The organism is Bradyrhizobium sp. NAS96.2, from assembly GCF_001908235.1.
Taxonomy (GTDB): Bacteria; Pseudomonadota; Alphaproteobacteria; order Rhizobiales; family Xanthobacteraceae; genus Bradyrhizobium.
Genome location: NZ_LGHK01000165.1, coordinates 1 through 12,262 on the forward strand (window position 1 = coordinate 1; position 12,262 = coordinate 12,262).

Annotated in this window: 13 protein-coding genes; 6 read left to right on the forward strand and 7 right to left on the reverse strand. The window is 64.1% G+C overall.

All coding sequences use genetic code 11. The features are described from left to right. Positions 1-72: 72 nt before the first annotated feature. From ugpA to AC628_RS30350, 5 genes are all read left to right on the forward strand, one after another. On the forward strand, positions 73-954 hold the full coding sequence (gene ugpA, locus AC628_RS30330) for a sn-glycerol-3-phosphate ABC transporter permease UgpA (RefSeq protein ID WP_074130470.1): 882 nt from the start codon (positions 73-75) through the stop codon (positions 952-954). Beyond that, a complete protein-coding gene (gene ugpE / locus AC628_RS30335; protein WP_050424107.1) occupies positions 954-1,802 on the forward strand; it encodes a sn-glycerol-3-phosphate ABC transporter permease UgpE in 849 nt (282 codons plus the stop codon). The genes ugpA and ugpE overlap by 1 nt, the downstream gene beginning before the upstream one ends. Then, positions 1,802-2,884 carry a sn-glycerol-3-phosphate import ATP-binding protein UgpC gene (locus tag AC628_RS30340; RefSeq protein WP_074130471.1) on the forward strand — a complete coding sequence of 361 codons (1,083 nt, stop codon included), beginning with the start codon at positions 1,802-1,804 and terminating at the stop codon, positions 2,882-2,884. The genes ugpE and AC628_RS30340 overlap by 1 nt, the downstream gene beginning before the upstream one ends. A 170-nt stretch (positions 2,885-3,054) precedes the next feature. Beyond that, positions 3,055-3,480, forward strand: a complete 426-nt coding sequence (locus AC628_RS30345) for an Hsp20 family protein (RefSeq protein ID WP_028341717.1) — start codon at positions 3,055-3,057, stop codon at positions 3,478-3,480. A gap of 50 nt (positions 3,481-3,530) precedes the next feature. Beyond that, positions 3,531-3,800, forward strand: a complete 270-nt coding sequence (locus AC628_RS30350) for a BQ00720 family protein (RefSeq protein WP_074130472.1) — start codon at positions 3,531-3,533, stop codon at positions 3,798-3,800. A 77-nt stretch (positions 3,801-3,877) separates the two neighbouring features. On the opposite strand, the gene AC628_RS30355 is transcribed toward AC628_RS30350, so the two are convergent. The 5 genes from AC628_RS30355 to AC628_RS30375 form a co-directional block, all read right to left on the reverse strand. Next, complete coding sequence (locus tag AC628_RS30355) at positions 3,878-4,225, reverse strand: DUF6665 family protein (RefSeq protein WP_074130473.1); 348 nt, start codon at positions 4,223-4,225, stop codon at positions 3,878-3,880. Positions 4,226-4,333: 108 nt separating this feature from the next. After that, on the reverse strand, positions 4,334-5,665 hold the full coding sequence (locus tag AC628_RS30360) for an MFS transporter (protein WP_074130477.1): 1,332 nt from the start codon (positions 5,663-5,665) through the stop codon (positions 4,334-4,336). Positions 5,666-5,962: 297 nt separating this feature from the next. After that, positions 5,963-7,486 carry an AMP-binding protein gene (locus AC628_RS30365; RefSeq protein ID WP_074130474.1) on the reverse strand — a complete coding sequence of 508 codons (1,524 nt, stop codon included), beginning with the start codon at positions 7,484-7,486 and terminating at the stop codon, positions 5,963-5,965. 145 nt (positions 7,487-7,631) lie between these two features. Further along, positions 7,632-8,762 (reverse strand): DUF5938 domain-containing protein, encoded by a 1,131-nt coding sequence (locus AC628_RS30370; RefSeq protein ID WP_074130475.1) that lies wholly within the window; start codon positions 8,760-8,762, stop codon positions 7,632-7,634. Between the two features lie 36 nt (positions 8,763-8,798). After that, positions 8,799-9,602, reverse strand: coding sequence for an SDR family NAD(P)-dependent oxidoreductase (locus tag AC628_RS30375; protein ID WP_074130478.1), 804 nt, complete (start codon positions 9,600-9,602; stop codon positions 8,799-8,801). Positions 9,603-9,965: 363 nt separating this feature from the next. Here AC628_RS30375 and AC628_RS30380 point away from each other — a divergent pair, with 363 nt between their 5' ends. Next, positions 9,966-10,571, forward strand: coding sequence for a TetR/AcrR family transcriptional regulator (locus AC628_RS30380; protein WP_245321402.1), 606 nt, complete (start codon positions 9,966-9,968; stop codon positions 10,569-10,571). Between the two features lie 204 nt (positions 10,572-10,775). Here the strand turns inward: AC628_RS30380 and ptsN are convergent, their stop codons facing one another. Together ptsN and hpf are read right to left on the reverse strand one after the other, a co-directional pair. After that, positions 10,776-11,237, reverse strand: a complete 462-nt coding sequence (gene ptsN / locus AC628_RS30385; RefSeq protein ID WP_016843543.1) for a PTS IIA-like nitrogen regulatory protein PtsN — start codon at positions 11,235-11,237, stop codon at positions 10,776-10,778. Positions 11,238-11,465: 228 nt separating this feature from the next. Beyond that, the gene (gene hpf, locus AC628_RS30390) at positions 11,466-12,065 is read right to left on the reverse strand and encodes a ribosome hibernation-promoting factor, HPF/YfiA family (protein ID WP_050424100.1); all 600 of its coding nucleotides are present in this window, start codon (positions 12,063-12,065) and stop codon (positions 11,466-11,468) included. Positions 12,066-12,262: the final 197 nt, after the last annotated feature.

Here is a 12,262-nt window from a genome sequence, read left to right on the forward strand (position 1 = left end):
GCACTTTTCCGGATCATGCTTTAGGCTTACCGGCAGGCCGCGAGCGCGCGGCCTGCCAATTCTTCCGAGATCATGCAAAAGCAAGCGATTTTCCAATCAAAGCTGTTGCCTTACGCGCTGGTTGCCCCGCAACTCGCGATCGTCCTGATCTTTTTCTACTGGCCGGCCGCGCAGGCGGTGATCCAGTCCTTCCTGCTGCAGGACGCCTTCGGCCTTTCCACCACCTTCGTCTGGTTCGAGAACTATCTCGAGCTGTTCAAGGACCCGGCCTACTTCGCCGCGATCATCAGGACCTTCGCGTTCTCGTTCGCGATCGCGGTGTCTTCGCTGTCGTTTGCGCTGCTGCTCGCGGTGATGGCCGATAGGCCGCTGCGCGGCTCGACGCTCTACCGCACGCTGTTGATCTGGCCCTACGCCGTCGCCCCGCCTGTCGTCGGCGTGCTCTGGGTATTCATGCTGCATCCCTCGCTCGGTGTGCTGTCGCGCTATCTGCGCGCGATGGGTGTTGACTGGAATCCGCTGCTCGACGGCGACCAGGCCGCGGCCCTGATCATCCTCGCCGCGGCGTGGAAGCAGATCTCCTACAATTTCCTGTTCTTCCTCGCAGGCCTGCAGAGCATCCCGAAGAGCGTGATCGAAGCCGCCGCGATCGACGGCGCGCGTCCGATGCGGCGGTTCTGGACCGTGATCTTCCCGCTGCTGTCGCCGACCATCTTCTTCCTGTTGGTCATCAACATCGTCTACGCCTTCTTCGACACTTTCGGCATCATCGACACGATGACCCGCGGCGGCCCCGGCAAGGCGACCGAGACGCTGGTCTACAAGGTCTATACGGACGGCCTGCTCGGCGGCAATCTCGGCTCCTCGGCGGCGCAGTCGGTCATCCTGATGGTCATCGTGGTCGTGCTCACCGGCATCCAGTTCCGCTTCGTCGAGCGCAAGGTGACCTACTGATGGTCGAGGAAGAGGGCTTCCAGCGCTATCTGGCTCACGTCATCCTGTGGATCGGGATCGCGATCGTCGCCTTCCCGGTTTATCTCGCGATCGTCGCCTCGACCCAGGACAACGCCGTCATCGCCAACGGCCAGATGTCGCTGTTGCCCGGCGGCCATTTCCTCGAGACCTACTACCAGACGCTGTTTGTCGGCACGAGCGGCTCGACCCGCGAGCCGGTGCTCAACATGATGCTGAACTCGCTGGTCATGGCGCTGCTGATCGCGGTCGGCAAGATCGCGATCTCGATCATCTCGGCCTATGCGATCGTGTATTTCCGGTTTCCGTTCCGGATGGCGATCTTCTGGATCATCTTCATCACCTTGATGCTGCCGGTCGAGGTGCGCATCTACCCGACCTACAAGATCGTCGCCGACCTGCATCTGCTCGACAGCTATGCCGGCCTGTCGCTGCCGCTGATTGCCTCCGCCACCGCGACGCTGCTGTTCCGGCAGTTCTTCATGACCGTGCCGGATGAATTGCTGGAGGCCTCGCGCATCGACGGCGCGGGCCCGTTCCGCTTCTTCTGGGATACGCTGTTGCCGCTGTCGCGCACCAACATGGCCGCGCTGTTCGTGATCCTCTTCATCCTCGGCTGGAATCAGTATCTCTGGCCGTTGTTGATCACCACGCGCGACGACATGCAGACCATCCAGGTCGGCATCCGCAAGATGATCACCACGACCGACGCGCTGACCGAATGGCCCGTGGTGATGGCGACCGCGCTGCTCGCGATGCTGCCGCCGGTGTTCGTCGTCGTCGTGATGCAGAAACTGTTCGTGCGCGGATTGGTGGAGACGGAAAAGTAATGGCCAACGTCACGCTGCGCAGCGTCCGCAAGACCTATCCCGGCGGCTTCGAGGCCATCAAGGGCGTCGATGTCGACGTCGGCGACGGCCAGTTCTGCGTGCTGGTCGGCCCCTCCGGCTGCGGCAAGTCCACGCTGCTGCGCATGGTCGCCGGGCTCGAGACCATCACCGGCGGCGAGATCGATATCGGCGGCCGCGTTGTCAACCAGGTCGAGCCCGCCGATCGCGACATCGCGATGGTGTTCCAGAACTACGCGCTCTATCCGCATATGAGCGTCTACAACAACATGGCCTACGGCCTGCGCAACCGCGGCATGGCCGAGGCCGAGATCAAGACCCGCGTCGAGGAAGCCGCGCGCGTGCTCGAGCTGTCGCCGATGCTGGAGCGCAGGCCGCGGCAGCTTTCCGGCGGCCAGCGCCAGCGCGTCGCGATGGGCCGCGCCATCGTGCGCCAGCCGAAGGTGTTCCTGTTCGACGAGCCGTTGTCGAACCTCGACGCCAAGCTGCGCATCGCGATGCGGGTCGAGATCCGCAAGCTGCAGCGCCGGCTCAACACCACGTCGATCTACGTCACCCACGACCAGCTCGAGGCGATGACGCTTGCCGATATCCTCGTGGTCATGAATGGCGGCCAGGTCGAGCAGATCGGCAATCCGCTTGATATCTACCAGAAGCCGGCGACCACCTTCGTCGCCTCCTTCATCGGCGCGCCGCCGATGAACCTGATGCCGCTGCGCTCGGACGAGCTGACCTCCCAGATCGCGGGCGCCGATGGCGCCGGCATTGTCGGGATCCGGCCGGAGGATTTCGTGATCTCCAGCGAGACCGTGTCAGGGGGCGTCGCGCTCGGCCTGACGGTCGAGGCGATCGAGCATGTCGGCGCCGAGACCTTCGTCTATGGCAGCCGCCAGCGCGAGGAGCAGGGAGTTGCCGCCAATCCGGGCGAGCTGCCGCCGGGCGAGGTCATCGTCCGGGTTCCCGGCGCCACCGGCCCTGCGATCGGCGAGCGGATCCGGGCGGTCGCCCCACGCGATAAACTGCATCTTTTTACCGCTGATGGCCGGAAGCGGGTCGCAGGGTAACCGATCGAGAAGAATTTGCCCTCATGTTGCGGGCGTTTAGGCTGGTTTCGGGGCTGCTTGAACGCTATCCAGATCGCCCCCATATCCCTCACTGACCGGAGGCCAGACGGCCCGCCGGTTGCATGGGGCGCCGCAAGGGCCCCTCAAAGTCGCTTCGAGAGGACTTTGTAATGTCTCGTGTTCCATCGTTGTCCAGTCCGTTCCTTCTGGGATTCGACGAGATCGAGCGTGCGCTCGACCGCGTCGTGAAGGGCGCTGACGGCTATCCTCCCTACAACATCGAGCGGTGTGACCGTACCAACGGGCAGCCTGAGCGGCTCCGCATCACGTTGGCGGTGGCGGGCTTCACCCGCGACCAACTCGATGTAACCATTGAGGAAAATCAGCTCGTCATCCGCGGCCGCCAGCAGGACGACAAGGCGCGGCAATACATCCATCGCGGCATTGCCGCGCGCCACTTCCAGCGCACCTTCGTGCTGGCGGAGGGGATGCAGGTGCTGGGCGCGGATCTGAAGAACGGGTTGTTGTCGATTGATCTGGCCAGGCCGGAACCCGAACGGGTCATTAAGACAATCGCTATTAGTGAACACGAATAATAGAAACAAGGAGCGGACTCGACCGCTTATCTGACTGAGGAGTCGAGACCATGAGTGAACTGAGTACCACGACCATCGAATCCAACAGCGTGACGCCGGAAGCGCTGGCCCATCTGGGTGAGGGTCATATCGCCTATGTGAAGCAGGTCCGTTCCGAGGACGTGCCAGATCTCTTTCCGCAGGCGCCGAAGATCGCGCCGGGCCTCAAGCTGTTCGCACTGCACGCCGCCGATGGCACGCCAATCATGCTGACCGACAGCCGCGAAGCCGCGGTCGCGAACGCCTGGAGCAACGAGCTGCAGGCGGTCAGCGTCCACTGACGCAGGTCTGCGGCTAAATTCAGCATCCGCGAATTTGATGCGCGGGCTGCCTCGACCTAAGGCGGTCCGCGCATTTTTTATGGCGATGCGGACGATGCGGCGAGCATCGGACCCATGCTGAGCTGCACCTCGCCGGGAACGTTGTAGTCGCGCATCAGCATCCGGTTGTTGCGCAGCCCGCAGGCCTCCCGCTGCACCACGAACATCCAGAGCGCATGGCCGGCTTCCCGCACCAGGGTGCGCCGTGCCTGTTGCGCGGGCGCCGGGGCGTCAGCGTGCGGATGGGCGGCATCGAACTCGCGCAGCTTGGTGAGGGCCTGTTCCAGCGCGCGGCCCATCCGCCCGAGCGCACTCGCCCGCTCTTCGGCGAGCTCGTAGGCGAGGACGTCGACAGGAACGCGATCAAGGCGAAAGTCGCGGGACATCAGTGAATCCGTAGGGTCGCATGCGCAACATGCGCCCATCGTCTTCCCCGGTGCTCGCTTGTCAATAGGCGCTGGCCGCGTTCCATCCTGCGGTCACGGATCATTCGATCAAGGTCTGTCGTGCTCCTCGGAAATGTCCTTGTTGGTGTAGTCGGGCATCATAGCGGTCGCGGCAATGCTGACGACCGCGCAGAACAGAATGTAGAGCGCGATCGCATAACCTGACCCGGTGGCCGCGAGCAGCGCGGTGGCGATCAGCGGCGCCGGTCCGCCTGATATCACCGAGGAGAGTTGATAGCCGATCGAGCAGCCGCTGTAGCGCAGCCGCGGGGTGAAGCACTCGGCGATCAGGGCCGCCTGCGGTCCATACGTCAAGGCGTGCGGTACGAATGAGAGCACGATGGCGATGAAGATCAACCACGGCGCGCCGGTGTTCAGCATGGCGAAATACGCAAAGCCGAACAGCCCGGTCAGGACCGCGCCGATCGTGTAGAGGCGCTTGCGCCCGACGCGATCCGACAGGTGCCCGGCCAGCGGGATGGTGAAGAGCTCGATGGTGCCGGCGCAGATCAAGCAGACCAGCAGAAAGTCGCGATCCTGATGGATCACCTGGGTGCCGTAGGCGAAGACAAAAGCGAGATAGATATAGGCCGGGGCCTGTTCGACCATTCGCGCCAGTGCCGAGAGGATGATCGAGCGCGGCTGACGCTTGATCACCTCGATCACCGGGACCCGTGCGACACGATTCTCGGCCACGATCCGGCGGAACGTCGGCGTCTCCATGATGCCGAGCCTTATGTAGAGCCCGATGGCGATCATCACGAGGCTGAGCAGGAACGGGATGCGCCAGCCCCAAACCAGGAATTGATCGCCGGACAGACGACTGAACACCAGCACCGCTATGTTCGCCAGCAACAGTCCGGCGGGACCGCCGAGCTGCGGCCATGAGGTGATGAAGCCGCGATGCTGGTTGGTGCGCGCCCACTCCATCGAGAGCAGCACCGAGCCGCCCCACTCGCCGCCGACGCCAACGCCCTGGATGAAACGGATGACGGTCAGGATCACCGCCCCCCAGATGCCGATCTGGTCATAGGTGGGGACGAGGCCGACGGCCGCAGTGGCAAGTCCGGTCAGCAGCAACGTTGCGATCAGCGTCGCCTTGCGACCGATACGATCGCCATAATGGCCGAAGATCGCGGCACCGATCGGCCGCGCGATGAAGCCCACCGTGTAGATCGCGAACGCCTCCAGCACACCGACAAGAGGATCGGACTTCGGGAAGAACAGCTTGCCGAACACGAGCCCGGTCACCGTGCTGTAAAGCAGGAAGTCGTACCATTCGATGGTGGTGCCCACCGTGCTGGCGATCAATGCGCGACGCAATTGCGCCTGATGCTCGGCTTCCGGCAGTGGGGTGACTGCAATGTCCAATGTCGTCATGTGCATCTCCTGGCCGACATATTCGGCCTTCTGGAATGCGTTGCGCCACCGTCCACGGCGGTGGACGATGCTATCGATGCCCGATTGCCAGTTTGGTTGGGGCGGCGTCGCCAATGCGCGGGTCGCGCCCATGCAGGGCCCCGGGAAGCCGGTCCTTGGATCGCGAGCGGCCCAACCGATCGCCATCGCGGGAGTACGACATCCCTTGTGACACGGTCTTGCAAACCGAAATCTAGCCGTTCGGTCCGCCCGGTAAATTCGACCTTGGTCTGTGGTTTACGCCAACTGCTCGAACGCTCAAGCCAGTCGCGCGCGGATGTCCGGCTTCAGCACCTTGCCGACCTTGGAGCGTGGAAGATCGTCCCAGACCTCGATCTGCTTCGGCGTCTTGATGCTGCCGATCTGCTGCTTGACGAACGCCGCCAGCGCAATCGCATCGACGGTGTGGCCGGCGCGCGGCTGCACCACGGCAACGATGCGCTCACCCCATTTGTCGTCGGGCAATCCGATGACAGCACAATCCTGCACCGCCTCGTGGGCGCGCAACGCGTTCTCGACCTCGATCGAGTAGACGTTGAAGCCGCCGGTGATGATCATGTCCTTGGCGCGGTCGACGATATAGAGATAGCCGTCGCGATCGATGTAGCCGATGTCGCCGGTGTGGTGCCAGCCATGCACTGATGCTTCGCGCGTGGCCTCCGGGTTCTTGTAGTAGCCTTCCATGACGAGCGAACCGCGCACCACGATCTCGCCGCGCGATCCCGCCGGCAGCAGCTTGCCGTCGCCATCCATGATGCCGGCCTGCACCAGCGGACCGATCCGCCCGGCCGACGAAAGTCGTTCCATCGCGATGGTGCCGTCCGGATTGTAGTGATCGGCAGGCGGCATCATCGAGATCATCATCGGCGCCTCGGTCTGGCCGAACAGCTGCGCCATCGGCCCGATCCGCTGCAACGCCTCCGCAAGACGCGTCGCCGAGATCGGCGCAGCACCATACCAGAAGCACTGCAATGAGCTGCGATCGGCCACGTCGAGCCCGGGGTGATCGAGCAGCATGTAGATCACGGTCGGCGGCAGGAAGGTGTGGGTGACGCGATAGCGCTCGATCAGCGCCAGGAACTCGCCGATGTCAGGGTGGTGCATGATCACGACCCGGCCGCCGAGCGTCATGATCGGGAAGCATAGCACGCCGGCGGCATGCGTCAGCGGCGCCAGCGCGAGATAGATCGGACGGCCCTTGAACGGATAACCCATCAGGGTCAGCGCGGTCATCGCCTCGATGTTGCGCCCCGACAGCATCACGCCCTTCGGCTTGCCGGTGGTGCCGCCGGTGCCTGGGATCATCGCGAGATCGTCGATCGTGTCGCGTTGATAGTGATCGTCGGCGAGCCCAGCGAGCCAGCGCTCGAAGGACGGCGCGAACGGCAATTCAGTATCGAGACAGACCAGCGCGCGCAGCTTCGGCAGGTCCTGCCTGACGGCTTCGACCATCGGCGCGAAGCTGGAATGGAACAGCAGCAGGCTGCAATCGAACTGGTCGAGGATGAACTTGTTCTCGGCCGCCTCGTTGCGCGGATTGATCGGGCACCACACCGCGGCCGCGCGCGAGATGCCGAACACGCAGGCGAAGGCGAGCGGATCGTTGCCGGACAGAATCGCGACCTTGTCGCCGGGCGCGATGCCCGATCGCTCGAGCCCGCGCGCGATCCGGTAGCTCAGCCGCTGCACCTCGCCATAGCTGAGGTCGCGGCCATCCATGGTGAGGCACGGCGCGTCGGCGCCGAGCGAGGCTCCCTTGTCGAGATAATCGATGAAGCGCATGGCGGGCCTCGCGAGAGGGCGCGGGTGACGCGCCACTGCGTCACCCGCGGATAGTGCGTTTTCGAGCAAGGGAGATACCGGTCCGCTTGACGAAAACGCTTCAGGGAGCGGAGTGTTGAGCCCCCGATCCGATCGGGGCTCAAGCTTAGTCGTGCACGGTCAGGACCGGCTTGCCGACCAGGCCGAAACTGCGCAACTGCCCGAGCAGTTCGTGATGGCCGAACGCCTGGCAGCCGGAGGCGAAGCCCACGCGCTTGGGCGGCTGCTGCAGCAGGTACGCCGCGGCGAAGGCCTGCAGCATGCCGGTCTGCTTGTAGTTGCTGTTGCCGTAGATGACGCAGTGCGCGCGCCCCAGCGGACCGGAGGCATACACCGAATCCAGCGACTTGTTGACGCGCGGATTCTCGCGCGGCGGCATGGTGTTCATCACGCCGGCCGCGGTCTGCGCCAGCGCGGCGTAGCGCTCGTCGGGCTTCATGTCCTTGGTCGCCTCCAGCGCGGCGGCGACGATCTGCGGCACGCCCAGCATCAGCGCGCGGTTGAACACGCCGCCCAGCACCTTCACGTTGGCCACGCGCGGATCGCGCTTGAACCACACCGGGTGCGAGGTGCCGCCCCAGGGCAGCGCCAGCGCCAGCTCGTGCTGGCCGGGGATCGCGAGGTTGTAGAGGCCGGCATCGGGCTGATGCTCGACATACTTGTTCTGCTCGAGGTAGTAGGCCTTGGCCATCGCGGCGTTGACCAGGATGGTCTGCGTCGAGGCGATGGTCGGGCTGCCGCCCCAGAACACGGCGATATCGAGCGTGTCGAGGCCGGGCGTCTCCAGGCAGAGCTGCGCGGCGATCTCACCGGTGGTGTACATCTGTGCGATGCCCGGTGCCAGCAGCAGGCCGGCATTGCCGAACTTCGCGCCGAATTCCTGCTCGAGCGTGATCAGCCAGTCCTGCTCGCCGGTGGTGTCGGTGTAGTGGCACTTGGCAGCGAGGCAGGCCTGCACCACCTCGACGCCGAACTTGGCGAACGGGCCCACGGTGTTGAGCACCACCGAGGCGCCCTTGAACAATTCGGTGAGCGCAGAGACGGTGTGCGGCACCGTCACCACTTCATAGTCGGCGGTCTCGATGCCGGCCACGTTCGACTTCATCGCGGCGTTGAGCTTGTCGGCGCTGCGGCCGGCGGCGATGAAGGGGATGTTGTACTCACGCAGATATTCGCAGACCAGCCGGCCGGTGTAGCCGGAAGCGCCATAGACGATGACGGGCTTCTTCTCGCTCATTGCGATCCTCCGAAATGCTTGTTGTCGGCTTCGTTGCTACATGCCCATGCCGCCATCGACCGGCAGGCCGATGCCGGTGATGAAGCGGGCGTCGTTCGAGCACAGGAACACCGCGGCGTCGGCGATGTCGGAGACCTCCGCGAGCTTGCCGAGCGGCGTCTGCTCCACCACCGAGCCGACGGCGGCATTGACGTCGGGCGCGAGGCCGATCTTCACAATGTCATTGGCGAGCTGCAGGCCCATGTCGGTCGGAATCAGCCCGGGATAGATGCAGTTGACGCGCACGCCATAGCCGAGCTTGCCGGCCTCCATCGCACCGACCCGCGTCATGCGATCGACCGCGGATTTGGTGCCGGAGTAGACGGCGATGCTCGGGAAGGCGATCGTCGCCGCGACGGATGCGATGTTGACCACCGCACCGCCCTTGCCTGCGGACCCGCCCGGCCGCATCGCGCGGAAGGCGTGCTTCATGCCGAGCACGGTGCCGACGATGTTGACGTCGCACATCCGGCGCGCGTCCTCGGCCTTGATGTCGGCGACCAGCGAGGTGATCTCGATGCCGGCATTGTTGATCAGGATGTCGAAGCCGCCGAGGGTTTCGACCGTTGCGGCGGCGGCCCTCTCCCATTGCGCATCGTCGGTGACGTCGAGTCTTGCAAAGCCGGTCTTGACGCCGCCCTTTGCGATCTCGGCGGCGGTCGCCTTGCCGGCATCGTCCAGAATATCGCCGATCATGACCGCGGCGCCGGACCGCGCCAGCGCCTGCGCGATGGCTGCGCCAATCCCCCGGGCGCCGCCGGTGACCAGGGCTTTCCTGCCTTCAAGGCTCTTCCCACTCATGACGTAGTCCTCCCTTTGCTGGTGATTTCTGGTGCTGCTGAGATCGGCAGTGCGGGCCGGCAGACTTGCGCATTCGACGCGCATTGATGGTCACGGCCAGCGTCTGCGGGGCGCAGCATGGCGCGCCCCGGCGGTGCATTTCCTCCTGTTTATCGATTGGTCAGCCGTCTTGACGGTTGTCCAAATTATTTCGCCAACCCTCGTCCAGGAACTTGACACTTGTCAAGCCTGAATTTGACAAGTGTCAAAGAGGATGATGTGAAGGGATGGAGCGCACCGCGGTCGCCGCGGTATAGTCGCTTAACGGAAGAGACAGAGGAAAGGCACGGGATGGCGCGGCAAGCGACACGAGCGGCCCAACGCGTGGCTGTGGCGACCGAGGCGCTGCGCGACGAGAAGTTCAACGCGCGTCGCGTCGAGCTTGCGGAAGCCGCGCTCGAGACGCTCGGCGAGCTCGGCTTCGCGCGCACCAGCCTGCGCGAGATCGCGCAGAACTCCGCATTCACGCACGGCGTGTTTCACTACTACTTCAGCGACAAGCTCGATCTGATCTGCTGCTGCGTCCGTCACTACAAGGCGAAATGCGTGACGCGCTATGACGAGGTGGTGACGACGGCTAAAAGCCGCGACGAACTGACCGAAGGCTTCCTCGCCAAGCTCGCGGCGACGTTGCGGGACGAAGCCCGCATGCACCGGCTCTGGTACGATCTGCGCTCACAAGCGATGTTCGAACCCGCGTTTCGCAAGGACGTGCTCGAGATCGACAAGAGCCTGGAAGCGATGATCTGGCGGATCGCCACGCGCTATGCCGAACTCGGCAACAAGAAGCCGGCTTCGTCTCCGGCCGCGCTGTATGCGCTGTTCGACGGCCTGTTCCAGAGCGCGCTGCTCAGGCATCTCGCCAATGACGAGAAGGCCGTTCCGGATCTGCTCGACGAAGTCCGCCGTCTGCTGCCGACGATCTGCTGAGACGATTGCGGCATGCGCAGCTTCGTAGCCCGGATGAAGCGCAGCGAAATCCGGGATTCGCGCCCGTTGTGAGATTTGCCCCGGATTGCGCTCCGCTACATCCGGGCTACGGAGAGTGCAGCAACGCATTGGCATGCGCCATCGCGTGACGAACAGACCATTTCCGAATGACAGTTGCGCGAACGAATTCGCTGACGCGGACGATTACGCCGCGCTCGCCGGCGGCAGCGCGAGCACCGAGTAGATCGCCTGCGCGTCGCGCGAGGCGCGCAGCTTCTTGGCGACGTCCTGGTCGCGCAGCAGGCGGGCGATGCGCGCCAGCGCCTTGAGGTGGTCGGCGCCGGCGCCTTCGGGCGCCAGCAGCAGGAAGATCAGATCGACCGGCTGGCCGTCCATCGCCTCGAAATCGATCGGGCGCTCGAGGCGGGCGAAGAAGCCGAACAGCTTCTCCAGCTTGGGCAGCTTGCCGTGCGGAATGGCGACGCCGTAGCCGACCGCCGTGGTGCCGAGCTTCTCGCGCTGCAGCAGCACCTCGAAGATCGCGCGCTCGTTCTGCCCGGTCAACGCCGAAGCGCGCGCGGCGAGTTCCTGCAGCGCCTGCTTCTTGCTGATGACTTTCAAAGCCGGAAGTATCGCCTCGGGTGCGACCAGATCGGTAATCGGCATTGGGACGTTCCGAGGTGAATGACCGTCAGGTTGCGAAATAGGCTTTACAGCGGCGGCGTCAAGAAGATGAGGTGGGATGCGGGCTTAGCCCGGGTCCATTTGGCAGGGCTTCTACTCCAACGTATCGGCGGTGCCAACACCCGCGAACCCTGTTCCGCCCCCCTTCCTGGAGGCGGCGGACCATAAGCAGGGCTGGCTTCCGACGTCAATGCCATCTGCCAACTATCCTCAAGGGCTCACCGCAGGCGGATCAACCCAGCCGACATTGCCGTCCGTACGGCGGTATATGATGTTCAACCGGCCACTGCCGCCATGCTGGAACACCAGGCAGGAGGCGCCGGTCAGATCGAGCTCCATCACGGCCTCGCTGACCGACAGCCGCTTCAGCGCGGTGGTTGCCTCAGCAATGATCACCGGGCTGTATTCGGTGACCTCGTCCTCGTTCTCGGGCGCCTCGATGACATAACTCGGCGCGTCGAGCCCGACGCCGTTCAATTCGGCAAGCGCAGCGTTCGCGGCATAGGTCTTGCGGGCGGAGCGATCCTTGAGCCGGCTCTTGTAGCGGCGCAGGCGCTTCTCGATCATCAACAGCGCGGCGTCCGCGCTGGCATAGGCGTCGGCGGCGTTGGATTCGGCCTCCAGCGTGATGCCGGAATCCAGATGCAGCGCGCAGTCGGTTCGGAAGCCGAAGCCATCCTTGCTCAGCGTGATGTGACCGGAATAGTTGCCATCAAAATACTTTCGCAGGACCTCGTCGGTGCGGTCGCTGACGCGCGCCCGAAGCGCCTCGCCGATGCTGATGCTCTTTCCCGAGATTCGAAGGGTCATTTGATGCCTCAATTGCTGGGATGCCTCGGTCAGTCTTGCAGGAGCATGATGGTTGCTGGATTCCGGTGACCTTCCCTTCTGGACGATGTTCGACCTGGAAAGGTTGAGACTATCGCGATTTGACGCGAACGCAACGAGCGCATGGACCTGTCCGTACTCGGACGGGGGCCATCCTCAAGAAGTAACCTAAACGGGGG

Coding starts and splice junctions, on each gene's coding strand:
- ugpE (WP_050424107.1), top strand. CDS start 954: ATGGTCGAGGAAGAGGGCTTCCAGCGCTATCTGGCTCACGTCATCCTG.
- AC628_RS30345 (WP_028341717.1), top strand. CDS start 3,055: ATGTCTCGTGTTCCATCGTTGTCCAGTCCGTTCCTTCTGGGATTCGAC.
- AC628_RS30370 (WP_074130475.1), bottom strand. CDS start 8,762: ATGAGCGAGAAGAAGCCCGTCATCGTCTATGGCGCTTCCGGCTACACC.
- AC628_RS30360 (WP_074130477.1), bottom strand. CDS start 5,665: ATGACGACATTGGACATTGCAGTCACCCCACTGCCGGAAGCCGAGCAT.
- AC628_RS30340 (WP_074130471.1), top strand. CDS start 1,802: ATGGCCAACGTCACGCTGCGCAGCGTCCGCAAGACCTATCCCGGCGGC.
- AC628_RS30350 (WP_074130472.1), top strand. CDS start 3,531: ATGAGTGAACTGAGTACCACGACCATCGAATCCAACAGCGTGACGCCG.
- hpf (WP_050424100.1), bottom strand. CDS start 12,065: ATGACCCTTCGAATCTCGGGAAAGAGCATCAGCATCGGCGAGGCGCTT.
- AC628_RS30365 (WP_074130474.1), bottom strand. CDS start 7,486: ATGCGCTTCATCGATTATCTCGACAAGGGAGCCTCGCTCGGCGCCGAC.
- AC628_RS30355 (WP_074130473.1), bottom strand. CDS start 4,225: ATGTCCCGCGACTTTCGCCTTGATCGCGTTCCTGTCGACGTCCTCGCC.
- ptsN (WP_016843543.1), bottom strand. CDS start 11,237: ATGCCGATTACCGATCTGGTCGCACCCGAGGCGATACTTCCGGCTTTG.
- ugpA (WP_074130470.1), top strand. CDS start 73: ATGCAAAAGCAAGCGATTTTCCAATCAAAGCTGTTGCCTTACGCGCTG.
- AC628_RS30375 (WP_074130478.1), bottom strand. CDS start 9,602: ATGAGTGGGAAGAGCCTTGAAGGCAGGAAAGCCCTGGTCACCGGCGGC.